At 68.9% G+C, this 24,111-nt stretch carries 21 protein-coding genes, 1 tRNA gene and 1 pseudogene; 10 read left to right on the top strand and 13 right to left on the bottom strand.

Annotation, left to right across the window (positions count from 1 at the left end):
• Positions 1-87: 87 nt before the first annotated feature.
• Positions 88-1,653 (bottom strand): hypothetical protein, encoded by a 1,566-nt coding sequence (locus ACFVXA_RS39195; RefSeq protein WP_390028621.1) that lies wholly within the window; start codon positions 1,651-1,653, stop codon positions 88-90.
• 75 nt (positions 1,654-1,728) lie between these two features.
• Complete coding sequence (locus ACFVXA_RS39190) at positions 1,729-2,505, bottom strand: DUF4097 family beta strand repeat-containing protein (RefSeq protein WP_390028620.1); 777 nt, start codon at positions 2,503-2,505, stop codon at positions 1,729-1,731.
• Between the two features lie 221 nt (positions 2,506-2,726).
• Here ACFVXA_RS39190 and ACFVXA_RS39185 point away from each other — a divergent pair.
• Positions 2,727-2,801 (top strand) — tRNA-Val (locus tag ACFVXA_RS39185).
• Positions 2,802-2,868: 67 nt separating this feature from the next.
• Here the strand turns inward: ACFVXA_RS39185 and ACFVXA_RS39180 are convergent.
• A pseudogene (locus tag ACFVXA_RS39180) lies at positions 2,869-3,606 on the bottom strand (tyrosine-type recombinase/integrase); the annotation flags it as partial.
• Between the two features lie 429 nt (positions 3,607-4,035).
• Here ACFVXA_RS39180 and ACFVXA_RS39175 point away from each other — a divergent pair.
• The 3 genes from ACFVXA_RS39175 to ACFVXA_RS39165 all read left to right on the top strand — a co-directional run bounded on the left by ACFVXA_RS39175 (position 4,036) and on the right by ACFVXA_RS39165 (position 8,733).
• Positions 4,036-6,618 carry an NB-ARC domain-containing protein gene (locus ACFVXA_RS39175; protein WP_390028619.1) on the top strand — a complete coding sequence of 861 codons (2,583 nt, stop codon included), beginning with the start codon at positions 4,036-4,038 and terminating at the stop codon, positions 6,616-6,618.
• 1,127 nt (positions 6,619-7,745) lie between these two features.
• A complete protein-coding gene (locus ACFVXA_RS39170; protein WP_390028618.1) occupies positions 7,746-8,090 on the top strand; it encodes a hypothetical protein in 345 nt (114 codons plus the stop codon).
• A 97-nt stretch (positions 8,091-8,187) separates the two neighbouring features.
• A complete protein-coding gene (locus tag ACFVXA_RS39165; RefSeq protein WP_390028617.1) occupies positions 8,188-8,733 on the top strand; it encodes a GIY-YIG nuclease family protein in 546 nt (181 codons plus the stop codon).
• Between the two features lie 329 nt (positions 8,734-9,062).
• Here ACFVXA_RS39165 and ACFVXA_RS39160 read toward each other — a convergent pair whose 3' ends face one another.
• Complete coding sequence (locus tag ACFVXA_RS39160; RefSeq protein ID WP_384025596.1) at positions 9,063-9,776, bottom strand: SDR family NAD(P)-dependent oxidoreductase; 714 nt, start codon at positions 9,774-9,776, stop codon at positions 9,063-9,065.
• 170 nt (positions 9,777-9,946) lie between these two features.
• On the opposite strand from ACFVXA_RS39160, the gene ACFVXA_RS39155 reads away from it, so the two are divergent.
• The gene (locus tag ACFVXA_RS39155; protein WP_384025593.1) at positions 9,947-10,555 is read left to right on the top strand and encodes a TetR/AcrR family transcriptional regulator; all 609 of its coding nucleotides are present in this window, start codon (positions 9,947-9,949) and stop codon (positions 10,553-10,555) included.
• A gap of 496 nt (positions 10,556-11,051) precedes the next feature.
• Here the strand turns inward: ACFVXA_RS39155 and ACFVXA_RS39150 are convergent, their stop codons facing one another.
• Entirely contained in the window at positions 11,052-11,492 is a 441-nt protein-coding gene (locus tag ACFVXA_RS39150; RefSeq protein WP_383747491.1) for a VOC family protein, read from the bottom strand.
• Between the two features lie 332 nt (positions 11,493-11,824).
• Positions 11,825-12,157 (bottom strand): hypothetical protein, encoded by a 333-nt coding sequence (locus ACFVXA_RS39145; protein WP_383747489.1) that lies wholly within the window; start codon positions 12,155-12,157, stop codon positions 11,825-11,827.
• 150 nt (positions 12,158-12,307) lie between these two features.
• On the opposite strand from ACFVXA_RS39145, the gene ACFVXA_RS39140 reads away from it, so the two are divergent.
• The 3 genes from ACFVXA_RS39140 to ACFVXA_RS39130 all read left to right on the top strand — a co-directional run bounded on the left by ACFVXA_RS39140 (position 12,308) and on the right by ACFVXA_RS39130 (position 14,111).
• Positions 12,308-12,787, top strand: coding sequence for a MarR family winged helix-turn-helix transcriptional regulator (locus ACFVXA_RS39140; RefSeq protein WP_390028627.1), 480 nt, complete (start codon positions 12,308-12,310; stop codon positions 12,785-12,787).
• 151 nt (positions 12,788-12,938) lie between these two features.
• A complete protein-coding gene (locus ACFVXA_RS39135; RefSeq protein WP_362032007.1) occupies positions 12,939-13,526 on the top strand; it encodes a hydrolase in 588 nt (195 codons plus the stop codon).
• Positions 13,527-13,757: 231 nt separating this feature from the next.
• On the top strand, positions 13,758-14,111 hold the full coding sequence (locus ACFVXA_RS39130; RefSeq protein ID WP_383747485.1) for a hypothetical protein: 354 nt from the start codon (positions 13,758-13,760) through the stop codon (positions 14,109-14,111).
• 110 nt (positions 14,112-14,221) lie between these two features.
• On the opposite strand, the gene ACFVXA_RS39125 is transcribed toward ACFVXA_RS39130, so the two are convergent.
• Together ACFVXA_RS39125 and ACFVXA_RS39120 are read right to left on the bottom strand one after the other, a co-directional pair.
• The gene (locus tag ACFVXA_RS39125) at positions 14,222-15,136 is read right to left on the bottom strand and encodes a ketopantoate reductase family protein (protein ID WP_390028616.1); all 915 of its coding nucleotides are present in this window, start codon (positions 15,134-15,136) and stop codon (positions 14,222-14,224) included.
• 241 nt (positions 15,137-15,377) lie between these two features.
• A complete protein-coding gene (locus ACFVXA_RS39120) occupies positions 15,378-16,163 on the bottom strand; it encodes an MBL fold metallo-hydrolase (RefSeq protein WP_390028615.1) in 786 nt (261 codons plus the stop codon).
• A 224-nt stretch (positions 16,164-16,387) separates the two neighbouring features.
• Between ACFVXA_RS39120 and ACFVXA_RS39115 the strand changes: the two genes are divergently transcribed.
• On the top strand, positions 16,388-16,618 hold the full coding sequence (locus ACFVXA_RS39115; protein WP_362032015.1) for a DUF2277 domain-containing protein: 231 nt from the start codon (positions 16,388-16,390) through the stop codon (positions 16,616-16,618).
• Here the strand turns inward: ACFVXA_RS39115 and ACFVXA_RS39110 are convergent, their stop codons facing one another.
• The 5 genes from ACFVXA_RS39110 to ACFVXA_RS39090 all read right to left on the bottom strand — a co-directional run bounded on the left by ACFVXA_RS39110 (position 16,619) and on the right by ACFVXA_RS39090 (position 22,676).
• Complete coding sequence (locus tag ACFVXA_RS39110; RefSeq protein WP_362032017.1) at positions 16,619-17,242, bottom strand: VTT domain-containing protein; 624 nt, start codon at positions 17,240-17,242, stop codon at positions 16,619-16,621.
• A 299-nt stretch (positions 17,243-17,541) separates the two neighbouring features.
• Positions 17,542-18,000, bottom strand: coding sequence for a DoxX family protein (locus ACFVXA_RS39105; RefSeq protein WP_389758662.1), 459 nt, complete (start codon positions 17,998-18,000; stop codon positions 17,542-17,544).
• Positions 18,001-18,085: 85 nt separating this feature from the next.
• Positions 18,086-20,041 (bottom strand): FAD/NAD(P)-binding protein, encoded by a 1,956-nt coding sequence (locus ACFVXA_RS39100; RefSeq protein WP_390028614.1) that lies wholly within the window; start codon positions 20,039-20,041, stop codon positions 18,086-18,088.
• A 218-nt stretch (positions 20,042-20,259) separates the two neighbouring features.
• Positions 20,260-21,903, bottom strand: a complete 1,644-nt coding sequence (locus tag ACFVXA_RS39095; protein WP_390028613.1) for an alkaline phosphatase D family protein — start codon at positions 21,901-21,903, stop codon at positions 20,260-20,262.
• A 128-nt stretch (positions 21,904-22,031) separates the two neighbouring features.
• A complete protein-coding gene (locus ACFVXA_RS39090) occupies positions 22,032-22,676 on the bottom strand; it encodes an HNH endonuclease family protein (RefSeq protein WP_362032025.1) in 645 nt (214 codons plus the stop codon).
• A gap of 632 nt (positions 22,677-23,308) precedes the next feature.
• Between ACFVXA_RS39090 and ACFVXA_RS39085 the strand changes: the two genes are divergently transcribed.
• Positions 23,309-23,890 (top strand): TMEM165/GDT1 family protein, encoded by a 582-nt coding sequence (locus ACFVXA_RS39085; protein ID WP_383747473.1) that lies wholly within the window; start codon positions 23,309-23,311, stop codon positions 23,888-23,890.
• Positions 23,891-24,111: the final 221 nt, after the last annotated feature.

The following is a 24,111-nucleotide window of genomic DNA, read 5'->3' as shown; positions in this document are numbered from 1 at the left end:
CCAATACCTGAGGCGTACCGCAGGGGCGGTACGGGCACCTGGGCCGTATGGAAGAGCCGGCTCGGGGGAGCCGAGCCGTCAGGCCCCTCAGACCCCGCCGCCCCGCTCCTCCCGGATCTGGGAGACCACCCGCGCCACCGACTGCCGCACCGCCTCCGTCTCGGTCAGGAAGTGCCAGTAATCGGGGTGGCGCCCCTCCAGCGTGGCGATGGCGCGGTCGAGCCGGCCGACGGAATCGTCGAGCGGACGGGCGTGCCGCGGGTCGGGGGTGTTGCGGCCCGCCATGGCCAGGCGCTGGGCGTCGCGGATGGCGAACCGGGTGCGGTCGATCTCCTGCTGCGGGTCCTTCGCCACCGCGTTCAGCCGCCGCAGCCGGTCGCCGGCCGCCGAGACGGCCTCGTCCGTGTGGTTCAGCAGCGCCCGCACCGTCGACAGCAGCGAGGTCGCGTCCGGCCAGCGCTGCGCGTCGCGCGCGGCCTGCGCCTCCTTCAGCTTGAGCTCGGCCTGCCGTACGTTCTCCGCGGCCTGCTCCGGTACGTGTTGCAGGTCCTGCCAGCAGGCGGCCGAGAAGCGCCGCCGCAGCTCGCTCAGGACCGGCTCCACCTGCCCGGACCGGGTGGTCAGCGCCTGCGCGCGGGTGCGCAGCGACACCAGCCGGTGGTCGATCTCGGCGGCCCGACCGGGCAGCCGCTCCGCCTCGGCGCGCACCGCCTCGGCCTCCCGGGAGACCCGCTCGGCCCGCTCCAGCGTCTCCGGTACGCCGTGCTGCCCGGCCCCTTGGTTGAGCTTGGTCAGTTCCGGCCCGAGGGCGGCGAGGCGGGCGGCGAGATCGTCGGCCTTGAGACCCGATTTCCGTACGCCGTCCAGGGCGTTCGAGGCGGCGAGGAGGGCCTGGCGGGCGCGCTCGACGGACGGGGCGAGCCGGGCGAGCTGTGTCTCGGCCTTGCCGAGCAGCGGTCCGAGCCCCTGCTCGAAGCGGTCCAGGTCCCCCTTCACCCGCCCCAGCTCGTCCTTGGCGGCGGTCAGTTCGGAACGGGCCTGCGCGGCGGCCGACGCCTCCAGGCCGTCGTGGTCGAGATCGTGCGCGTCCACGGCGGTGATGTACTGATGGCTGGCCTCGTCGATGCGGCGCCCCAGCGCCTCGAAGTCGGAGACGGCGCGACGGGCGGCCGGGGAGTCGTCGACGGCCGTGATGGTCTCGATGGAGATCCGTAGATCGCGCTGCGCGGTGTCGAGTTCGTAGAAGGCCGCCGCGGCGGCGTCCTTGGCGGCCTGCGCCTCGGCCCGCTGACTCTCCGAACGTCCGCCGAACCACCGCCGGGTGCCGCCGCCGGCGAAGGCGGCGGGCAGCGCGAGCGCGGCGAGCAGGGGCAGCGTCATGAGGGTGAGCACGTCACGGGCGCCGCGCGAGAGGCCGAGGGCGCGGCGGGCCCGGAGCGGCGCAGGCGCCGACATGCGGACCGGCGTGCGGACCGACGGGTGGGCCGGCTCGCGGACCGGCGTGCGGACCGACGGGTGGGCCGGCTCGCGGGCCGGTGTGTGGGTCGGCGTGTGGGCCGGCTCGCGGGTCGGCGTGTGGGCCGATGTGCGACGAGGCGCTTGCTGTGCGCATGGCACAAACGGCGAATACGGCTGCGAAGGTGTCGCCGTCACATCCCTCTCCCGTGCTGTCATCCGCCTTGCCCGGCTGTCATTCTCCCACCGGTTAAGGACGAACACACGGGCCGGTCAGTTCGCGGTTCGTACCGTGATCTTCCCGTCGTTCGTGTGGGCGGACACCACATGGGCGCTGGCCTGGTCACGGGGTACCGACACATGCACGGAGCCGTCACCGGTCCCGGTCGTCACCTTGTAGGTGTCATGGGGCAGCTCGATGGTGACGGAACCGTCCTGGCTGCGGGACTCCACCAGATCGGGTACGACCCCGAGCTCGAGCCGTACGGAACCGTCCTGGGTACGGGCGCGCACCCGCCGCGCGTCCACGGCGACCGCGCTGATCGACCCGTCGGCGCTGCGCAGGTCCAGCGCCCCCGACGAGTCGGTCACCCGGACGGAACCGTCGACCGTACGCACCGTGACCGCCTCCTTGAAGCCGCTCGCCGTCACCCGCCCGTCCTCGTCCTCGACGCGGACGGCGACGCCCCGCGGCACCACGATCCGGTGCCGGGCCGAGCAGTCGGCGACGACCCCGGAACACCTCATCCGCAGCACCAGCCGGTCGTCCCCCTTCATCCCCCAGGTCACCCGGGGATCCCCACCGACGACGACGTGCCCCTGGAACCACCGCGTGACCTCGACCCGGCCGGCCTTGGCGGAGTCCGACGCCACGAGATCGATCGAGGAGTCGTCCGAGTCGACGGTGAGCGTGCGCCCTTGCAGGGCGAAGGACCGGTGCTCGGGATCCTTGTCGTCCCCGGCGGACGCGCCACAGGCGGTCGCGGCGGCGACGAGCGCCACGACGACCCCGGTGACGGCGGCCGCGCGGACAGGAGCGGTACGGGTCATGATGATCTCCCCCTGATACGGACTACGCGGCCGGACCGCGCATGCCCTTCGACCCTTCGACCCTAGGGACGGCGGCCGCACCGGGGGATCCGGAGGGCTCCCGAATCATGGGTGGGGATAACCCCCGGGCCCCGTCCCGGCGCCCCTGCCCTTCCCTTCCACTCCCCGCATACGGGTTTGCAGGGCATCCCCCCGGGCAATGTAGGCTGTCAACTCGTCCTGGGCGCGTAGCTCAGCGGTAGAGCGCCGCCCTTACAAGGCGGATGTCGGCGGTTCGAAACCGTCCGCGCCCACCAGGCCAAAGACCCCCAGCCGATCATGGCTGGGGGTCTTTGACATCCAGATCTGACATCAGCGCCGGTACTACTCGCGCTGTAGGCGCCTGGTGAGCAGCCGGTCCATGTGGCTGACGGCCTCGCGCTGCGTGTCCTGGACGACGTGGGCGTAGACGTTCATCGTGACGGCGATCTGGCTGTGCCCGAGGATCTCCATCACGACGCGGGGCGCCACGCCGGCCGCGGTGAGCAGGGTGGCGCAGCCGTGCCGGGCATCGTGCAGCCGGATGACCCGAAGGCCCGCGCTCTCGGCGACCCGGGTGAAGGAGCGGTACATGTTGCGCGGCTCGATCGGGCGCCCCGTTCGCGTGGTGAACACGTGGTCGCTCTCCTCCCAGCGATCACCTGCCCGCTCACGCATCGTCGTTTGCCGCATGCGCTGGTACCGCAGAGGCGCCACGCAGATGGCCGGCAGCGGTAGCACCTGCCTACGGCGTCGCCCCTTGGGATCGTCCTCGTACGCTTCCCCTCCGACCCGTTGCCGCTGCTTCCGGATCCGGATCTCGCGCTTGTCGAGGTCGACGTCCTGCCACCGGAGCCCGATGACCTCCCCACGACGGAGACCGAGCGCGATGGAGAGCACGAACGCCGGGTAGAGCGGATCGGTGCGGGCTGCGGTGAGGAAAGCGAGCGTCTCATCCAGGCTCCAGGGATCGAGGCTGCGGGACTCCACCCGAGGCGCGTCGACCAGGGTGACGACGTTCCTGGCGATCAGCTCCTCCCGGCACGCTGCCGAGAGCGCTGTGCGGAGAACCTTGTGGGTCTCGTTGCGGTACAGCACAGGGGCGCAGCAACCGGGGCGACTACAGGCGACCGTCCCTGACCGCTAACACCCTCATGAGCAGGCCGGGAGACCTCAGCGACAGCCCCGCCCGCAGTTCGCATCGAGGCGCTCGACCTACCCGGGCACCGGCCGTCGTTGGACGGATTTTGCCCGAACGCCGCCACCTGCTCCGGTCTCCCACTTGGCCCAAGTACGACGGCAGGGCCCGATTCTGATACACCGTTTGGCGAGCAAGAAAGCAGAGCGGTGCAGAGCATTCAGTCAACTAGCAGACAGCTTCTAGGCCCGTAGGATGAGGGTCCAGCAGGCGTCGGGGGGACACGGTGGGGGCGCCGGGTCACCTGCCGGATGGTCGACACGAGGACAATAGGGGGGCCAATGACTACGACTTCGTTTCTTCCCGTCAGCCGTATGCTCGAGCGGGCAAACTTGGCGCGAGAGGAATCCGACACAGCGTACTTTTTCGACCTTCTCTACCTTGGTGAGATGCTCATCAAGGTGTTGGTCGTGGAACTGCTTGCCGCGCTCCAGGCGGACCGAGAGCATCATCGTTACGCGGCCATCTCAGAGCTCGTAAGAGCGGACAGCATCGGCAGGTGGGCTGAGCTACTCGACCAACTGGCTTCCGGGCCGGCCAGCCAACATTTCGTGCACGCCGGCCAAGATTCACAGCGCGCTATCACCATCGCCTTCGGACCGGGCAGTGAGAGTTGGCAGCGTAAGGCGGTCGACTCCCTTAATGCTGTCTGCACGTGCCTCGACGCGAACTACGAGAACGTGTCAAGTAAGAAGGTCAGCTTCCGCAGGTGGGCCCACGACTTCAGCTGGCTGCGGAACCGGACGCGTGGTCATGGCGCACCCCGAGGAGCAGTGCTCTCGATCATCTGTCCTCAACTGGCAGAATCACTCACTGAGATCATCAACAACGCGCCGGCCTTCAGCCGCTCCTGGGTACATCTACGGCGCAACCTGTCGGGAAAGTATCGCATCAGCCCCTTCGGGGACGGTCAGGGTGGCTTCGCGTACCTGGCGCGCGAGAGCGAGCACAGCCTGCCCGACGGCGCTTACGTCGATCTTGGAGGCCCACGGGCCTGCGAGCTGCTTTTCACAGACCCTGATCTCACAGACTTCTTCTTGCCCAACGGAAACTTTCGGAATGGCAAGTACGAGACACTCTCCTACATCAGCGACGAGAGGCGCGCTGGCGATGGGAGCGCCTACCTTCTACCTGTCGAAGCGCAGCCACGCAGCGAGACTGCGGCGCAACCAGATATGGCGTACGTCGGCAATCTCTTCAGCAACATGCCGCCCCTTCCCGAGCACTATGTGCAACGTGCAGAACTTGAGCAGCAGCTCACCGAACGCCTGTGCGACGACCGCTACCCGGTCATCACCCTCCAGGGACGCGGGGGTGTAGGCAAGACATCGCTTGCCCTAGAGGTGCTGCACAAAGTAGCTCGCATGGACGAGTTCTTCGGCATCGTGTGGTTGAGCGCAAGGGACATCGATCTACTTCCTGAAGGACCCAGGGTAGTAAGGCCTGATGTGCTGTCCACTGACGACATTGCACAAGACTTCTCACGACTGATGGCTCATCCTTCAGCTCGGAAGTCAAAGGAAGCCCGACAGTATCTTGCCGACTGTCTCTCCGGGAGCGCCGACGAAGGTCCTTTCATATTCGTTTTCGACAACTTCGAGACTGTACGCGAGCAAGCTGAGCTCTATCAGTTCGTCAGCAATTCCGTGAGACTCCCAAATAAGGTACTAATTACCACACGGACGCGTGAGTTCAAGGCTGATTACCCCATCGAAGTTGGTGGAATGCGCCGCGGAGAATACTCGGAACTAGTCGCAACCATCGCCGGCAGGCTGGGCATCGCTTCTCTACTCGACGCAGAATATGAAGAGTCGCTTTACCGCGAGTCAGATGGTCACCCATACATCACCAAGGTGCTACTCGGCGAGATCGCCGAAGCGGGGCGCAGAGTTACTGTCAAGAGGGTCATCGCGGCTAAGGATGCCATGCTCGACGCGCTCTTTGAGCGTTCCTTTGCCTCGCTTTCTTCCGCAGCGCAAAGGGTGTTCCTCACGCTTTGCGGTTGGCGTTCGCTGGTACCCCGCCTCGGCCTCGAGGCCGTGCTTCTACGGCCAGAGAACGAGCGTCTTGATGTAGAGGGGGCTATCGGCGAGCTGGAACAGAGGTCTCTGGTCGAGGTGCTGTCCTCCCAGGGGGTGCGCGGTGAGGAATTCCTCTCGGTTCCGCTTGCAGCCTCGCTGTTCGGCAAGAAGAAGCTTGTGACGAGCCCAATGAGGATTGCCGTCAATTCCGACCTCAAGCTAATCCAGGAATTTGGGCCGGCGACCGACGCAGCTCACGGTCTCGCTTCGCGCATTGAACGACTGGCGAGGTCGGCAGCAAGGCAGATGGAGCTCGGGAAAGACATCAGCCAAGAACTATCCGTAATCGAATATATGGCCACGGGTTACCCCAAGGCGTGGTTGACGTTGGCGGAGTTCCGGCGCAATCAAATGTCTGACAATCCTGCGGCGATCCAGGCCGTTAACCGCTATTTGGAGAACTGTCCCGATGACCAGAACGGATGGGGACTACTCATCACACTCTACCGGGCAACGGAGGAGCCTTTGGCGGAGATGAACGCCCGGTTGAGGCTTGCGGAGCTGACGCAACCGCCGTTTCACGACCTTAGTTCCGCTGCCTCCCGACTCAACGGGTTGCTGCACCGAAAGGAACTCGTCCTGGACGCCGACGAGCGGAGGCACATCGTACGGAGACTGCGCGAGCTCCTCGAAGCCAGGCATGCCGAGGGTGACGCAACCGATATGTCCCGACTCGCCTGGCTGTGTATGCACGACGACAAAGACACCGCAGCCGCTGACCGCTGGGTGACCGAGGGCCTGCAGAGGGATCCCTCTAACGAGCACTGTCTGCGGCTGAAGCGGCGCCTAGCGGCTAACAGCCCGGAGGCGGCTTAGGATTCTGTGCATTGGCTCACTCAAGTGTCCCCGTGCCTGGCATGGGGACAGGGCCGCCTTCACTCTAGGTTGGCCCTCGTGGCCCATTCGTGGACCAGCACCTGCTTCCTGCAACATCGAGTCGCTCTTACCAGCAGAGATGCCAAGGTGCCACGCGGCCTCCGGAGTCGTTGTCGTAACTTCGTCGCAAGCTGGGCAGACACGACGACATGTCAAGTTCTTGGCCAGTCGTAGTAGCTGCCCTCGGTGGCGCGTCGATCACCGCCAGTTTCGCCTACGTCACGGCTGCAGCCACGGCGAAGCGACAGCAGCGCGGCCAACAGAGAGACGCACGGCGTCATACCTATGTGGAAGTACTTCATGCGGCGAACGAAGTTGCCCGAATACTGACCGGCATTACCGATTTTTCCATGAATGACACCCGCGAAACTGCGGCCGTAGTTCTCCAGGCAAGGCTCACCGCGGACTCACGCCAACTACTTTTGGCCCTTAATGATTTAGAGAGAGTGTCCCTTCTTCTTCAACTTGAAGGACCGCAAGACGTCTTCCGTGCTGGCGATGCCTTGGTAAAGGAAATATCCGATTGGTATCGACATGTCGAGCAGTGGGCTAGCAACGCTCAAGGGGATCCCGCAAAGCTTCCGGGGGGTATCCCCAGCTACCATGCCCCGTACGTTGCGAGACGCCGAGACCACTTCATAGCCTCGGCTCAGGCCGTTCTAAGCGCTGGGCTGTGACCCGCAGGCCAAGTGTGTACAAGCTCCCGCAGCCAGGAAGGTACGGCTGGTGCTTGTCGAATGCGTGTCGAAGGACGTTCTGCTTGCCAGGCGAGTAATGACAAGTTTGCAGGTCAGGAGCTGCAGCAACCCAAACCAGCCCTGCGCCTTCTAAGCCCGTAGCCCCTCTGTGCGTGCCACGGTCGTGCCACATAGTGCGGTCAACCACGGTCAACGGCTGCTAGCCGCAGTCGAGATGCGCCGATGAGCTGGGCTGGCGCTACGGCCGGAGTGACCAGGACGTCCCCGCGATCGACCACGTCCGCCCTTACAAGGCCGTCGTCTGCTGGCCCTGCGGCTCGGATGCTTAGGGCGGAGATCAACTGTCAGAGCCTGAGGGAGGGTGCCGTCATGCAGAACGCACTCTTCGACTCGCCGGAGACACCCCCGGAGCATGCCGTGATTGCTCGCTTCCATCTGGGCGGCGACGATTTTGGTGAGCCTGACCAGCGGTCGCTGGTCTTTGCAGCCGAGCGATCGGCCGGGGCCGCCGTCAGCGCCGCTGGTGTCGGGGAGGTCGACGGTAATGAGTTTGGTGGCGGTGAGGTTGTGATCTTCGCTTACGGCCCCGATGCAAAGGCTCTGTATCGGGTGATGGAGCCCCACTTGCGCGCGCTCCCGTTTCGACCAGCACACGTTGTCCTGCGCTACGGGGAGCCTGACGACGACGTCGCGAGTGAGCGCATCGAGCTTTGAGTACGTTTGCGATTCTGCGAGTTGGACACGGAAGGCGTCGCGACGACGGAGGATCTGAGTACCCTGCGCTCATCAGTCCGCCGACCTTGGAGGCTTCGTGGGCCATGCTGCTCTCACCGCACCGGATCGGTTGTGGTCGGCGCAGGAGGTCTTGTCGCGTCCTAGCCCGGTGCCGGCCGGGGCTGGGGTCTACGGCTGGCACTTCGGCCAAGCGCCTTGTGCGGATCTCGCTGCCGGGCGCCTGCTCTACGTCGGCATAGCCCCGCGCTACATGGCGAACCGGACCAGCACGCAGAACCTGCGCAAGCGCGTGCGCTATCACTACCGGGGCAACGCAGCCGGATCGACGCTTCGCCTCACCCTCGGCTGCCTGCTCGGCATTGAGCTTCGTCGCGTTGGCAGCGGGAAGCGCATGACCTTCGGCAAGGCCGGGGAAGCCGTCCTCAGCCAGTGGATGGCGGAGAACGCCCGGGTGTGCTGGATCGAGCACGACGAACCGTGGACTCTGGAGTCGGAACTCATCTCTCAGCTAGACCTGCCGCTGAACCTCGACCAGAACCGTCACAACCCGTTCCATAGCCGCCTCAAGGAACTGAGATCCCAAGCTCGCGAGCGTGCACGAGAGTTGGCCGTCAGCGCATAGACCGTCAGTCGGTCTGACATCACCAACTGACATCAACGACGGCGAACGACGGCACACGGCGGTGGCTGGAGCCGGATGTGGGAGCGACCGGCGGGCCTCGTTTCTGCACTTCGCATCGTGCAGTGATCGAACTTGCAAGGCGGATGTCGGCGGTTCGAAACCGTCCGCGCCCACCAGTCTCAGGACGCGACTAAGGCCCAGGTCACCCGGTGCGAAGCCGGAGACCTGGGCCTCGTTCTTTCTCGGCGACTTTTCGGCGTCGTGCCACTTACGTGCCAGATGGGCCGTGTTACGTGCCAGATGGGCCGTGCGGGGCCGCTTCACCTTGTTCAGGGGCGGGCGTGAACGCCGATGCCTCCGGAGACGGTGAGGTTGTCGCCGGTGAGGTAGCCGGCGGCGTCCGAGGCGAGGAAGGCCACCGCTTCGGCGATGTCGGTGGGGGCGCCGACGCGGCCGAGCGGGATGACCTCGGCCCAGGAGTCGATCAATTCCTGGGAGACGCCCATCTTGCTGTAGGCAGGGGTGTCGATCAGTCCTGGGCTGACGGCGTTGACGCGGATGCGCCGGGGGGCGAGTTCGAGCGCGAGGGACCGCATGAGGGGCAACAGTGCGCCCTTGGCGGCTGTCATGGCGGCTCCGGCCCCTTCTGCTGCGCCCACGGTGAACACGACCGAGGCGCCCTCGTTGAGGAGCGGGAGTGCCTTTTGCAGGGTGAAGAAGGTGCCCTTGACGTTGATGTCGAACAGGGCGTCGAAGGCGGCTTCGTCGGTTGACTCGATCGGGCCGGGGCGGGAGATGCCCGCGTTGAGGAAGAGCAGGTCGAGGGAGCCGAACTGCCGGCGCGCCTGCTCCATCGCGTGGTCGATGTCCGGCAGGGACCGGGCGTCGGCCCGGACGACCGTGACGTCTTCGGGAAGTCCGGCGTCGGCGACCTTGCTGACGCCGGTGACCATGACGCGGTAGCCCCGGGAGAGGAGCAGTTCAGCGGTCGCCTTGCCGATGCCGCTGGTTCCACCGGTGATCAAAGCTGCAGGTGCAGACATGATGCGTTCCTTCGCGTGCTTCTGGGAGGCAGGGGGTGATCGGTGGCGGCTCCGGTCCGTGGGGCGGCCCGTGCCGCGACGGTCACCTGATGGCAGCGTACGACCAGTTGGCAGTGACTGCCAACCTGCGTGTGAGCGTCCATCTGGCAGTGCTGGGTTAATCTGGGTGCATGAAGCAGGAAGCCGAGACAGCGAGGGGTGCGCCGGCCACGCTGTGGGACCGGACACGGCAGCTGGCCTCCCGAGAGATCCTTGAGACGGCCCTGCGCCTGTTCACCGAGCAGGGCTACGACGAGACGACCATCGCCCAGATCGCCCGGGAGGCCGGTGTCTCCCAGCGCACCCTCTTCCGCTACTTCGGCACCAAGGAGGACCTTCTCGGCGGCGGCCAGGACCGGTTCGGGCAGGTCCTGACGGACACGATCAGTGAACTGCCGGCCGAAGTCGGTGTCTGGGAGGCCCTGCGCGCAGGGGTTGCCGCTGTACTGGCCTTGCACGACAGCCGCGAGCAGGCCCTGGAGCGGTTCCGTCTCCTGCACAACACCGCCTCGCTGCGTGCCGGTTATCTCGAAAAGCGGCTGCGGTTCCAGGAGGACCTGCTGCCGCTCGTCGAGGCGCGCATGGAGACCGCTGTCGGCAGCGCGGATCCGAGGGCCCGCGCGGTGATCGCGACGGCGTTCGCGTGCCTGGATGCCGCATCGATGACGTGGGTCGCCAACGGCGGCAAGGGCGACATCATCGACCTGTACGACGAATGCCTGGCCGCAGTGCGCGGTTGACCCGCAGCCACCAGCCGGCCAGAGACCAGAGACCAGAGACCAGAGACCAGAGACCAGCCGGCCCAGAAGCTGTGGACCGACAGAACCCAACTCGTCGACCGTCGGCCTGGCCCGCATCACCAGTGACACTGAGGCTGGTCAGCACCACCCCGCTGATCGTTTCCGGTCACAGCACTGGACGAGTACCGCGCCGAGCGCAGCCACGCCGAGGGGTAACACCCCCAAAGAGCAACCCCAACAGCCTCTAGCCGTCCCACAGGGGATCGGATCAACGCGGACCGAAGGCCAACATCACAAGGGGGCGGCGGCGTGCGCCCGCCGCCCCGCAGTCACCTTGGGGCGAGCCTGGAAGATCATGGCCCAATGTCGTGCGGCAGGTCCACAGACTGCCCGGCTCGCCATCAGCTCAATGGGCCATGATCACTCGCCCCATGGCACTTCCGCCTAAAGCCGCGTTCATGGCTTCCGTTCGGCTGCATGGTTCGGTTCATCCTTCTCAGTGCAGTTGCTCGGCCAGTCCGACGATGATGCCCTCCGGGCCGCGGAGGTAGCAGAGCAGATAGCTGTCCTCGAACCGGGCGATCTCGCCGACGAGTTCGGCGCCGTGCGGGCGCAGGCGGGCAACGGTGTCCTCGATGTCGTCGACGGCGAACATGACGCGGTGCGTGCCCAGAATGTTGTGCGGCCGGTTGCGCGGCCCGGCGCTGATCACCGCGGGGCTGCGGTACTTCGCCAGCTCGAGCCGGCTGTGACCGTCCGGGGTCCGGACCATCGCGATGTCACAGCGGACGCCGTCGAGTCCGGTGCACTGGTCGGCGAAGAGGCCCTCGACCTCCCCCCTGCCCTCCAGCTCCATACCGAGTTCCACGAAGAACGCGATGGCGGCATCCATGTCCTCGACGACGATGCCGACGTTGTCCATCCGCTGAATCGCCATGCTGGTTTCTCCTTCTTCCGCGTGATCTTCCGCGTGCGGCCGGTGGTGGCCTCTGATGTCCCTGGGACGGAGCCGGTGGCACGTTCTCGACATCCGCAGGCCGTCGAACTCCGAAAAATCCGGATCGCGCCTCAGGTGAGATCCATCCGGATGTACCAACCCATCGCCAGCACGATGAGAATGGCTCCCCCGAAGGCCCACGCCGTGGTTGCCGCGCTGTCCGAGGTATAGAGCAGAGCAAGCATGCTCAGCCAGATACCCCGGCAGGAGTGGCCGTAGCCAGTGGACGTTGAGGTCTACGGCTGACATCGACGACGGTGGACATCAGCGGCTCACGACGGGTCCTCGTGTGCGTGCTTCAGGCTCATGCGGGCCTCGACCTGTTCCGGGGGCGCGACCTCCGACCAGAAGCGGTGGCAAGTCACGAAGACGGCGAGCTCGCGCTCGCGTTGGCGGAGCTTCTCCACCTCGGCCTGTTCGTCGGCGGTCCAGCCGGGGGACGCGGGGCGCTCCACCTTGCGCCAGCCGCCCGTGTCACTGAAGCCGTCCAGGGGCTCCACCGACCAGGGGAGTCGTTTCAGCAGGGCCAACAGCTCGGCCCGGACCTGATGCAGCTCCTCCTGACCGGCGAGGAGGTCACTCGGAAAGTCATAGGTCGCAGCCACGCCGCAATGCTACGCCTGTTCGATTTTGGGAAGCGAGTTCCTTCCGGGACTTCACGCGAACGGGGAAATCCGTCAGCTCAGGCTGTACAGGTTGAACTGGACAGCCTGGACTGAAGGATTTAGCGTGACGGAATGGCAATGGGCATGGGCATGGGTGGGGAGTGGGGTGGCGGGGGTGCGGACGGCGAGGGTGTCGAAGGTGTCTCCGAGTCGGCCGGGCGGGCCGCTCGTGATCTGCGGGTGGCGTTCAGCCGGCTGCGGCGGCGCATCCGCGAGGTCTCCGAGACCGAGGACCTCACGCCGTCCCAGCTGTCCGCGCTGACGCTGATCAGTAAGAGCGGGGCCGCGACAGCCAGTGGGCTCGCCGCCACCGAGGGGGTCCGCCCGCAGTCGATGGCCGCCGTGCTGGCCGCGCTCGACCAGCACGGGTTCATCGCGCGCAACCCCGATCCCGGCGACGGCCGGCGTCAGCTGATCACCCTCACCTACGCCGGGCGCGAGCGCGTCGAAGGCACCCGGCAGGCCCGCGTGGAGTGGCTCGCCCGCGCCTTCCAGGACCGCTGTACCGAAGCCGAACGGCAGACCGTCATCGAGGCGATGGCCCTGCTGGAACGGCTCACCCGGCCGTGATACCGAGGCTCGGCTCCTCCACGCGGCCGTCCCGCGCCCACCGCGAGGACGCCTTTCACCGGCTCTTCGTGCTCGCCGGCCCCGTCCCGCTCTCGGCGGCGACCCTGCTGGACCGTTCACTGCGTACGCTCACCCCCCGAAAGGCCTGACCATGGCACTCAGCACCCTCGACCCCCGTACCGCGCTCGTCGTCATCGACCTCCAGAACGGCATCGTCGGCAACCCGCATCTCGCCCCGTACACCGTCGCCGAGGTCGTGGAGCGCGCCGGTCGACTCGCCGACACCTTCCGCGAGCACGGCCTCCCGGTCGTTCTCGTACGGGTCACCGCGGCAGCCGACGGTTCGGACGCGGCGCCCGGCCGCATCGACGGCGGCAGCAACTCCCGTACCTGGCCGGAGGGCTGGGACGTCCTCGTCGACGAACTCGCCGGGCACCCCGAGGACATCGTCGTCACCAAGCGGAACTGGGGCGCCTTCTACGGCACCGACCTCGATCTCCAGCTGCGCCGTCGCGGGATCACCCAGATCGTGCTGGCGGGCATCGCCACCAGCATCGGTGTCGAGTCCAGTGCCCGCGCCGCCCACGAGCACGGCTATCACGTCACCCTGGCCACCGACGCCATGGCCGACATCGACATCGAGACCCACCGCAACAGCGTCGAGCGCATCTTCCCCCGCCTCGGCGAGACCGGCACGACCGCGGAGATCGTCGAGCTGCTGGCCAAGTCCCGTGCCTGAGAGGTTCCCAGTGGTTCTTAAGAGGTTCTGGCCTGCCCTCATAGGCCCTCGCGGGCCTGCCGTCACAGGGAGGGTGACCCTCGGGCTCGTGGCACACCCGTGTGGGTGATAGACGTCATGTCGGGGTGACCTGGACAATTCGCACATAATCGTGTCAGTGCATCAACGCATGCATGCATTGATGCGACGCGATGTGATGCGATCAACTTTCCCCCACCCAAAGGGAGTTGTATGTCCGTGCGAAGAATCGCCCTGCGTCTCGTCGTCGCGCTTGCGCTCGCGGCCGGTACGACCGGCATGGCGCAGGCCGAGGCCAAGACCCCCGCCTGCCCCCCGCCCGGCGGCGGGGCCTGCTACTTCCTGTGGACCGACACGGACGGGAACCAGCACGTCGACTCCAACCCGGACACCACCTTGTGCTACCAGTCGCCCCAGACCATCTCCGGGGCCAATCACACCAGCCGCCGGGTCTACCTCTACGGGGACAGGGACTGCCAGGGGTCCGCACTGAAGTTCGTGGACCCCGGGCTGTCCTGGCGGGACAGCGGCACGGTCCTGTGGTCGTACAGCTTCACCGGGAGGTGAACCGGCGTTCCCCCGGCGGGGGGTGCGCCTCGCCTGTCCAGCCGGGGCCCGGCCCCATCCTTCTGCCCCTGGCCTCGGCCTTCTGCCCCGGCCTCGACCCTCTGCCCCCCCTAAACCCCAGCGCCGCTGATCGGTTCCAGCTCGTCCACCAGTCGTCTCGCCACCGGCACCGGTACGCCGTACCGGTCGGCCGCGCGCAGCAACGCCCCGCCGATGGCGTCCAGTTCGAGGGGTCGGCCGGCCTCGGCGTCGCGTTGCATGGAGGACTTCATGGCGGCCGGGAAGGTGTCGTAGCGGGCGAGGGCGGCGGCGGGGTCGACGGGGGCGCCGCTCGCGCGGCTCACGGTCGCGATCTCCTCGATCAGGGTCAGTAACTCCTCGCGGTGGACCGTTCGTACGTCGCCCAGCGGCACCCCGTACCGGGTCGTCAGCAGCGCGAGCGGCGCGAGGAAGGACATCTTCGCCCACAGCGTCGCCGCCTCGCCGTCCTGGACCCGGACCCGCGCACCGGCCGACTCCAGGGCACCGGCGAGCGCGTCGAGCCGTTCGCGCGGGACGGTGTCGCCGGTCAGGTCGATTTCCGCGAAGGGGCTGCCGTGGTCGATCAGACCGGGAGAGAGGCGAGTCGACTCGACTCGGATGACGGCGGGGGCCACCTGCTCCGGGCGGTAGCGCTCGCGCAGGGTCGCCGGGTGTTCGACGCCGTTCAGGAGCGGGACGACCAGGGCGGTGTCCCCCAGCGCCTTCGCGGGGACGCGCTCCAGGGCCGCGTCGAGCGCCGTGGCCTTGACCGCGATCAGGCAGGCGTCGACGGGTTCGCGCAGCTCGGTGTCCGCCTCCACGCGGGCCGTGAAGTCGCCGAATTGCCCGCTGCGTACCCGGATGCCGTCCTCGACCAGGACCCGCGCCGTCGCGTCCCCGGCCACGCAGATCACCCGGTGCCCGGCGCGCGCCAGCAGCGCGGCGAGCAGACCGCCGATACCGCCAGGGCCCAGCACCGCCACCGTGAATCGTTCATTGGCCATGAGGCCTCGCCTCTCTCTGCCGGAGCCTCCGAGCGAGGGCCCCGACGATGATCACAAGCCACGGAAGCCCGAGTCAATCCTCGGAGACCGAGTCAATCCTCGGAGAACGGAAGCCCGAGCCGACCCTCGGAGACCTGAGCCGATCCTCGGAGAACGCAAGCCCGAGCCGACCCTCGGAGACCTGAGCCGATCCTCGGAGAAGCTTGCTCAAAGCCCGGCAATCGCCTGCGCGGTGGCGGTGTCACCGGGGGAGGCGCACGGTCGCCCCCGGCTCCAGCAGGTGCAGCCGGTCCGTGCGGCCGGCCTCCGCGAAGGCCTTCGTCAGCGTGCCGCCGTCCTGAGTGAAGTGGCCCCAGTGCTCGAAGTGCAGCGGCACGACGTCGCGGGCGCCGAGGACCTCGGCCGCCCGCGCCGCGTCCTCGCTCGTCAGGGTCAACGGCGCGTCCGGCACCAGCGGGGTGCGCGCCGCGCCCGCGAACAGCACGGCCACGTCGAAGGGACCCTCCCGGCCGGCGATCTCCCGTACGACGTCCAGGGAGGCGTTGTCGCCGCTCACGTACACCTTCGGCAGCCCCTCCCCGGACAGCACGAAACCGGTCACCTCGCCCACCAGCGGCTCCGAGCCGTCGGGTCCGTGCTGCGCGGGCACGGCGGTCACCCGCAGCACACCGCCGCCGGGGCGCGGCAGTTCGACGTGCTCCCAGGACGGCACGGCCCGCACGGGCGCGCCGATCCGCTCGTACGCCGACGCCGTCGACAGGGTCAGCGGGGCGGCCGCGAGATACGTACGGCCGGACGTGTCGAGGTTGTCCGGGTGCTGGTCGTGCGAGAGCAGGACGGCGTCGACCACGCCGATCTCGGCGGCGGGGAGGGCTGGTCCGGCCGTCTTCACCAGCTTCCGCGCTCCGATGGGGTACTCGCCGGGAGCGTCGAAGGTGGGATCCGTCAGCAGCCGTACGCCGCCGAGCGCGATGACGGCCGTGGGGCCGCCGACGTACGTGATCTCCAGAGTGCTCACAGTGGTCATGTTCTGCACAATCGGGCGGCCCTGGGCGCTATTCCCGGAGCGGGGCGACCCGACCGGGGGTGGCCGGAGCGGGGCGGCCCGACCGGGGGTGGCCGGAGCGGGGCGGCCCGACCAGGACGGCCGGAGCGGGGCGCCCCGACCAGAGGTGGCCGGGCCAGGTGGGCCGCCGGGGTGAGTGACCGGATCGGTGACCGTTCCGGCGGCGTACGCGCGAGACTGGAGCCATGTGCCGCAGCATCAAGACCCTCCGCCCGCCCGTACTCCCCGAAGAGGCCACCGAGGAGGAGATCCGCGCCGCCGCGCTCCAGTACGTCCGCAAGGTGTCCGGCTTCCGTGCCCCGGCCGCCCACAACCGTGAGGTCTTCGACCACGCGGTCGAGGCGATCGCGGCGGCCACGGCCGAGCTGCTGGACGGACTGGAGGTGCGCGGCGCGGCCGCGCAGCGCGCCGGATAGTCAGGCGCCGGTGCCCGACTCGCGCGGTGCGGGGCGGCGCATCAGGTACGCCGCTCCCGCGCCCGCGATGAACAGCGCTCCGAAGGACACCCCGGTGGCGAGCCAGGTCGCGCCCAGCCACTGGCCGCCGAAGTAGCCGAGGGCGACGCTGTATCCGGCCCAGGTCAGGCCCGCGAGGATGGACCAGGGCAGAAACTCGCGGACCCGGCGGTGGGCCGCGCCGGCGCCGAGCGAGACGACCGAGCGGCCGGCCGGGGCGAAGCGGGCGACGACGACCAGGGCGCCGCCGCCGCGCGAGAGGGCCACGCCGAGACGTTCCTGCGCGCTGGTCAGGCGGCGGGAGCGGGCGATGGCGCGGTCCAGGCGGGCGCCGCCGCGCCAGGCGAGGCGGTATGCCACCAGGTCGCCGAGGACGGAGGCCGTGGCCGCGCAGAGGGTGAGCACGAGGATGTCGGGCACGGCCTGCGGGACGGCGGCGGTGGCGGAGCCCGCGGCGGCGGTGGCGGCCGTGATGACGAGTACGCCGCTCGGCAGGACCGGCAGGAACACATCAAGGAGGACGGACACGGCCACGGCCGCGTAGATCCATGGGCTGCCGGTCAGCGACCCCACGCTCTCAAGCACTGCAACACTCCCCTGGAATCCCCCGTAGGCACGACCACGCCGCGACGTCGCGGGGAGCGGCAGGGGCGGCCTGTAACAGCCATACAGCGTACGCGGCGGCTGTGACAGGAGATCCACGGGGGGCTCATGTGTCTGTCACATCACGTTCACCGGCCGGTGCGGGCACAGCAGCGTCTTCACCGGCCGGTGCGGGCACAGCAGCGTCTTCACCGGCCGGTGCGGGCACAGCGGCGCCCGCCTCCTGATTCAGGAGGCGGGCGCCGGTTCGCGCGGGGATCATTTCGCCGTCGTACGAGGGGTCAGGCCGCGACCGGCTCGGAAGCCGGCTTCTCCTCGGTCGCCGAGGCGGTGGTGCGGCCGGCGAGCAGCTGGTCGAGGCCGAGCGCCCCGGAGCCGGTGAAGACGAGCAGGAGCATGGTCCAGCAGAACAGCACGGAGAGCTCGCCGCCGTTCTGGATCGGCCACAGGGCGGCCGACTGGTGCACGTCGAAGTAGGCGTACGCCATCGAGCCCGAGGCGATGAACGCGGCGGCGCGGGTGCCGAGGCCGAGGAGCACCAGGGCGCCGCCGACGAGCTGGATCACGGCGGCGTACCAGCCGGGCCAGGTGCCGGCGTCGAGGGTGCCGCCGTCGGTGCCGGCGGCGCCGCCGAGCACGCCGAAGATCGAGGCGGCACCGTGCACGGCGAAGAGCAGGCCGATGACGATGCGGTACAGGCCGATGGCGTAGGGCTGGGCGCTGTTGAGGCGTCCGGTCATGTGGGGGAACTCCTTCGGTCTGGTCCGGTCCATGGGGGACCGGATCCGGGGACGGAACCGAGTGAGTCATCAACGTTAGGCGAACCTAATCAATGCTTGCAAGTTCAACATTTGGCCATCGGTCCGCCTCCGCTTGCGGTTCCGCTTCTGCCGTCGCCGCACGTAGCGCGGCCCGCGCCACCGCGTCCGCATCCGAAAGCGTGACCGAATCCACGCCCGGCCGGGCCCCGGCCGCGGTCACCCAGTGCACGCCCTCCGTGGGCACTCCGAACGCGAACCTCCGTGCGTGTGACCGCCCTTGACGGTCGATCAGACGATAGGGGCGCGGTGTTACGTCCAGCCCTCCGGTTTCGTAACCGTCGACGGTGTGCGGGCGGCACTGTCCCGTCTTCAGCAGCCGGGCGAGCAGTTCGTCGGCCGTCCGTCGCAGATCCGGTTCCGGTAGCCGCGCCTCCACGAGCGTCGTCGCCCGGACGGCCGAACCCGGCACGTCGGGGGAGTGCGCGACCCAGGCCCCGTCCTCGGTGCGCACCTCCAGGCGCGGACCGAGGACGTCCAGGACGCCCGCCTCGATCAGCGCGGCCATCTCCTCGACGCGCCGCCGGGGCGGCCCGATGGAGAGGAAGGCGTTGAGCGGCGTATACCAACGGTCCAGATGGGCCCGGCGGGAATCGCCCGAGAGGCCGCCGTGGTCCACGATCTGGCGGAGTTCGTTGCGTAGATCGCGCAGCACGTCGAGGGCGGCTTTGAGGGGTCCGTCGACATTGCCGAGCTTGGCCTGTTCGGCGTCTTCGCGCAGATGGCCGAGCAGCCACTTGCGCCAGGGGCCCGGGCCGGTGAAGGAATGTCCCGCGTACGGGCGCGACAGGCGGTCCCAGGACCAGCGGTCGGCGTCCGTGATCCCGAACTCGTCGAGGAGGCCGGCTTCTTGGGGGCTCCGGTGCGGGGCGGCGAGGAAACGCTCCCTGAAGTCGGCTCCGCCCCGCGAGGGCCCCAGCGCCAACAGCCCCTCGTAATAGACCGTTTCCACCTCCTTGGCGACCAGCGGCCATATGTCGCGCAGGAAGTCCGGCGGGTCACCGGAGTCCGCGCGTTTGCGGAAGCGGGAGATCACCTCGGCGGTCAGGACGAGCGGCGTGTGACGGCCGTACGGGCCCTTCGCGTTGTCGCCGCGCGCCTGGTACGGGATGCCGCGCCGCGAGCCGGCGTACAGCCGCGGCTCGTCGCCCGAGGGCCGATAGCGCAGGCCCGCGCGGGTCCGGACGAAACGGCCGCCGCGGCCGGTGGTCAGCAGGGCCATGTGGTCGAAGAAGTTGAGGCCCAGGCCGCGCAGCAGGACCGGTTCGCCGGGGGTGAGCGGGGAGAGGTCGACGTCGGCCGGGTTGGCGGGCGGCACGTGGCGCAGGCCGTGCCGTTCGGCGTGCGCGGCCAGCCGCTGCTGGGCGGGGTCCGCGAGCACCGGGAGATGGCCCTGCGCGAGGACCACGGCCGCGAGTCCGGTCAGGGTGCGGCCGGTGGAGAGGGCGAGGGTCTGGCGGCCGTCGGGCGCGTCGTCCAGCCGTACCGCGCGGGCGGTGTGCACCTCGACCCGCACCGCCGGAGGCGCCCCGCGCACCACCTCGCCGAAGACCCACTCCAGGTAGCGGCCGTACGCGGCGCGCGTCGGGTACTCGTCGGGGCCCAGCTCGCCGTCCGCCCAGGCGTGCAGGCTCGGCCCCGGACATATCGGGCCCGAGCAGTCCACGCTCTCGTCGGTGAACAGGGTCACCTGCGAGGCCACGGTGTTCATCAGCAGCTGTGGGGACTGCGCGGTGCGCCAGACGCGTCCGGGTCCGGGCGGGTCCGGATCGACGACGTGCACCGTGAGCCGCGCGCCGGGCGCGAGGAGCTCGGGGGCGGAGGCGCACAGGCGCTCCAGGACGCTGGTGCCGCGCGGGCCCGCCCCGACGACGGCGACGGCGACATGGGTGGTCCCGGAGGGCGATGGGGGTCCCCCCTGTTCGAGCGCGGCCGAGAAATCGGGGGAGGGTGCGGCAGACAACGGTGTGACTCCCGGGCGTGTGGGGCGCGTGGCGGCAAACCGACCACCGGAGGCGGACGGTCATGGCGGCGGACCGCCCGCTGGAAGCGGACGGTCCGCCTCATCATGCCGTCGTACGGTGCGCGAGCCGAGCCCGGGAGCAGATGATCGCCACCCGGTGTGGGATGCGTCACGATCATCAGGGACATCGCATGCAACAACCGTACGCAATGGGCTTATTACGGGGTGATTGCCGACTCCTCCACGGTCGTGAGCCGCGGGGCCCCGACGCGTACGGCCCGTGCCTGTTCGAGTCGCAGGGACGCGGAACGGCCGTGCAGCGTCAGGGTCATCAGCTGGTTGCCGAACCAGGGGCCGCCGGACTTGCGCCAGTCGACGGTCAGGGGCGCGCAGCGGCCGTGCCGGGCGAAGCGGCGCCCGATCGCCCGCCCCAGTCCGCTCCAGCCGAAGCGGAAACCGAGCTTTATGGAGAGCGGCACGGAGTTGTGGACGGGGGAGCAGGTCAGCTGGAGGACCCGGGCGCCGGGCCCTGGGCCACCGGGCCAGGACGGCTCGGCGATGTACGCGTGATGCACGTCCCCGGAGAGCACGAGCACGGTCGCCGGCGCCTGGGCCCCCGACCCGGCCTCCGCGACGAGCGCCGCCAACTCCTCGAACGACTCCGGGAAAGCCGCCCAGTGCTCCAGGTCCGCCCGCCGGCGCAGCCACTCCCCGAACCGCGCCCACCGCGCGCCCCGCTCCCCCCGGCACAGCGCCGCGTCCCACGACTCGGCGTGGTGCACGAGAGGGGGCAGCAGCCAGGGCAGGGAGGTGCCGATGAGGAGATGGTCGTACGAGCCGGGCGCGTCCAGCACCTGCTCGCGCAGCCAGGCCGCCTCCCCGGCGTCGAGCATCGCGCGGCTCTTCTCCTCCAGGACGCGGGCCGCGCGGGAGTCGACCATCAGGACGCGGGTGCGGCCGAAGTCGCGGCGGTAGCTCCAGCGGACGGAGGCGGGGTCGGTGTCGGCCTGGGAGGCGAAGGCGCGCAGTACGTCGGTGCCGTCGGGGGTCTCCCGCACGGCGGCGTACAGGAGGTCGTCGGACAGCTCGCGCGGGGAGAGGTTGCCCAGGTGCTGATGGACCCAGTACGACATCAGACCGCTCAGCACCCGCTCGCGCCACCACGGGGTGGCGCGGATGTCGGCGACCCAGGCGGCGCTGGTGTTCCAGTCGTCGATGACGTCGTGGTCGTCGAAGATCATGCAGCTCGGGACGGTGGACAGCAGCCAGCGGATCTCGGGATCGAGCCAGGACTCGTAATACAGCCGGGTGTACTCCTCGTAGTCCGCGACCTGGTTGCCCGGCGGGTCGGCGAGACCGCGGCGCGCGGCGATCCACTCCCGGGTGGCCTGCGAGACCTCGTCCGCGTACACCTGGTCGCCCAGCAGCAGGAGCACGTCCGGGCGTTCGCCCTCGGGGGCCGAGGCGATGCGGGCGGCGAGGGTGTCCAGGGCGTCGGGCCCGGCCGGGTCCTTCTCGTCCTCCGGGGGCGCGGCCCAGCGGCAGGAGCCGAAGGTGACACGGACGGCGGCGGCGTCCCCTTCGGGGGTGCGGACGACCGAGGGCGGGAAGGGGGAGTCGGGCAGCGGCCAGACGGGGATCCCGTCCAGCACCACCTCGTACGAGGACGCCGTGCCCGGGGTCAGTCCCGTCACCGGCACCAACGCGTAGTGGTGGCCCGCTATTTGGAATGTACGGGCCTTTCCGCGGGCGCCGTCGGCGCACCGCACCTCCGCCGTGCACGGACGGCTCGCCTCGACCCAGAAGGTCGCGGACGAGCCGTCGACGTACCTCAGCAGCGGTCCCAGGCGCAGCTCCGCCATCGTGATCACCCTTCCTCCGTCGCCCCGCCCGTACGGTACGGAACGACGGAGGCCGGTGGGGAGGTTCCGGGAACCGCGATGTGACCAGGGCCGCTTCAGTGGGGGGTTCGGCGGCCGCTTCGCCGGGGTCAGCAGCCGCTGAGGACCGAGCTCAGCTTGCTCTTCTCGGCCGAGTCGACCGAGAGGTTGTAGTAGTACTTCACCTGGACCCAGGCGCGGACGTAGGTGCAGGCGTACGAGCTGAGGGGCGGCATCCACTCGGCCGGGTCCTGGTCGCTCTTCTGCTGGTTCACGTTGTCCGTGACGGCGATGAGCTGCGGGCGTGTCACGTCGTTGGCGAACGCCTGGCGCTGGGAGGTGGTCCAGGCGCTGGCACCGGAGTCCCAGGCCTCGGCCAGCGGGACGAGGTGGTCGATGTCCAGGTCGGAGGCGGCGGTCCAGGTGGCGCCGTCGTAGACCGAGTACCAGCTGCCGCTGGTGGCCGTGCAGGCGGAGTTGGTGACGACGTTCGTACCGTCGCGCTTGAGGACGTACTCACGGGTGTTGCAGGTGCCGCTGATGGTGATCCAGGTCGGGAACAGGTCGCGGCTGTAGCCGGTGCGGTTCTCCGTCGCGACGGTGAGGGAGGCGAGGTAGGTGCGGGCGGTGGCGGCGCTGACCGGGGTGGGCAGCGCGGCGGAGGCGGTCGGGCCGTTGAATATCCCGACCATGGCTATCAGGCCCGTGATGGCTGCGAGTATGCTCAGCCGTCGACGCGCGTAGACCTTTGGCATGCGAACTCCGTTGGAGTGGGGGGCCGTTGGGGGTGAGCGAGCACATGCTTGCGGCGGCGTATTTCCAGAAGGTGTGAGTCGGGTTAGAAGCTAGTGACGTGTTCATGTCATTGCAATGCTCGCGACGGTAATGGTCACGACAAGGCTGGTGGTGGGGGCGGGTCGTGGGGGGTTGTGGGGGGTTGTGGGGGTTTTGGGGGCCGGTGGGGGTTGGGGTCCGGTCCGGTTGGGCTTGGGTCCGGTGGGGCTTGGGGTCCGGTCCGGTTGGGCTTGGGTCCGATTGGGCTTGGGGTCCGGTGGGGCTTGGGTCCGATTGGGCTTGGGACCAAAGGCCCTACGGGCCCCGTCCGGGCATCCCGTACGATGGATGGCGCAGAAGGGGAGTAGCTCTTCGCCGGACCGTCGACATACTGCTCAGCTCGTCTGAGCCGGCGCCCGGAGGCAGGCCTCGTTCGAGGGGTCGGCCAGCGAGACCTTCGGCAAGCAGTGCACTGCCCGCGCCGTGTCTTTCGCCCGGCGGGGGTGCTCCTGCCCGCGCCTCCCGGTGCGGGTAACGCTGTGCGCTGCCGTGCCGAGGTGTCGCAGCGCAGTTACCGCACTCTCGGTGGGGCAGCCCGACCGATTGAGGAATTTTGATCAGCTTCAGCGTGATGGCGCTCGTCTTCGGCGTCGTCTTCCTCGCCGAACTCCCGGACAAGACGGCCCTGGCCGGTCTGGTCCTCGGTACGCGCTACCGCGCCTCCTACGTCTTCGCCGGTGTCGCCGCCGCCTTCGCCCTGCATGTCGCCCTCGCCGTCGCGGCGGGCAGTGTCCTCACCCTGCTGCCGCAGCAGATCGTGCACGCGCTGACCGGTGTGCTGTTCCTCGGTGGTGCCGCGGTGCTGCTGATGAAGAAGGACGAGGACGAGGGGGAGATCCGCAAGCCCGAGAACCAGAGTTTCTGGAAGGTCTCCGGGGCGGGCTTCATGCTCATCCTCGTCGCCGAGTTCGGTGACCTCACCCAGATCATGACGGCGAACCTCGCGGCGCGTTACGACGATCCGCTGTCCGTCGGGCTCGGTGCGGTGCTGGCGCTGTGGGCGGTGGCCGGGCTGGGCATCGTCGGGGGCAAGGCGCTGATGAAGCGGGTGCCGTTGGAGTTGATCACTAAGGTGGCGGCGGTGCTGATGCTGGGGCTGGGGGGTTGGAGCCTCTACGAGGCGGTGACGGGCTGAGCCTTGGGCGGGGGCCGGGTGCCGGGTGCCGGGTGCCGGGTGTCGGGCGCCGGGCGCCGGGTGCCGGGTGCGGGTGCCGGTGCGTCGTGGGTCGGGGGCGGGCCGGTACATCAAGCCCGTCGCCTGATGGACACCTCTGCTTGCTGTCACGGTGGTCCTTGCCTGTGACCACGTACGCGACGGGCTGTGATGTACCGGCCCACCCCCTTCCGCCGGTGGGC

It is taken from the genome of Streptomyces sp. NPDC058246, assembly GCF_042881985.1.
In the GTDB taxonomy this organism is placed as follows: domain Bacteria; phylum Actinomycetota; class Actinomycetes; order Streptomycetales; family Streptomycetaceae; genus Streptomyces.
The sequence above is the reverse complement of the archived record's forward strand: the minus strand, read 5'-3'. Positions and strand labels throughout refer to the sequence as shown.

What these genes read in the sequence shown, in the direction of transcription:
- ACFVXA_RS39135 (WP_362032007.1), top strand. Translation starts at nt 12,939, where the DNA reads ATGGCACTCAGCACCCTCGACCCCCGTACCGCGCTCGTCGTCATCGAC.
- ACFVXA_RS39155 (WP_384025593.1), top strand. Translation starts at nt 9,947, where the DNA reads ATGAAGCAGGAAGCCGAGACAGCGAGGGGTGCGCCGGCCACGCTGTGG.
- ACFVXA_RS39190 (WP_390028620.1), bottom strand. Translation starts at nt 2,505, where the DNA reads ATGACCCGTACCGCTCCTGTCCGCGCGGCCGCCGTCACCGGGGTCGTC.
- ACFVXA_RS39170 (WP_390028618.1), top strand. Translation starts at nt 7,746, where the DNA reads ATGCAGAACGCACTCTTCGACTCGCCGGAGACACCCCCGGAGCATGCC.
- ACFVXA_RS39160 (WP_384025596.1), bottom strand. Translation starts at nt 9,776, where the DNA reads ATGTCTGCACCTGCAGCTTTGATCACCGGTGGAACCAGCGGCATCGGC.
- ACFVXA_RS39120 (WP_390028615.1), bottom strand. Translation starts at nt 16,163, where the DNA reads ATGACCACTGTGAGCACTCTGGAGATCACGTACGTCGGCGGCCCCACG.
- ACFVXA_RS39130 (WP_383747485.1), top strand. Translation starts at nt 13,758, where the DNA reads ATGTCCGTGCGAAGAATCGCCCTGCGTCTCGTCGTCGCGCTTGCGCTC.
- ACFVXA_RS39175 (WP_390028619.1), top strand. Translation starts at nt 4,036, where the DNA reads ATGCTCGAGCGGGCAAACTTGGCGCGAGAGGAATCCGACACAGCGTAC.
- ACFVXA_RS39150 (WP_383747491.1), bottom strand. Translation starts at nt 11,492, where the DNA reads ATGGCGATTCAGCGGATGGACAACGTCGGCATCGTCGTCGAGGACATG.
- ACFVXA_RS39095 (WP_390028613.1), bottom strand. Translation starts at nt 21,903, where the DNA reads ATGGCGGAGCTGCGCCTGGGACCGCTGCTGAGGTACGTCGACGGCTCG.
- ACFVXA_RS39105 (WP_389758662.1), bottom strand. Translation starts at nt 18,000, where the DNA reads ATGACCGGACGCCTCAACAGCGCCCAGCCCTACGCCATCGGCCTGTAC.
- ACFVXA_RS39090 (WP_362032025.1), bottom strand. Translation starts at nt 22,676, where the DNA reads ATGCCAAAGGTCTACGCGCGTCGACGGCTGAGCATACTCGCAGCCATC.
- ACFVXA_RS39140 (WP_390028627.1), top strand. Translation starts at nt 12,308, where the DNA reads ATGGGTGGGGAGTGGGGTGGCGGGGGTGCGGACGGCGAGGGTGTCGAA.
- ACFVXA_RS39115 (WP_362032015.1), top strand. Translation starts at nt 16,388, where the DNA reads ATGTGCCGCAGCATCAAGACCCTCCGCCCGCCCGTACTCCCCGAAGAG.
- ACFVXA_RS39125 (WP_390028616.1), bottom strand. Translation starts at nt 15,136, where the DNA reads ATGGCCAATGAACGATTCACGGTGGCGGTGCTGGGCCCTGGCGGTATC.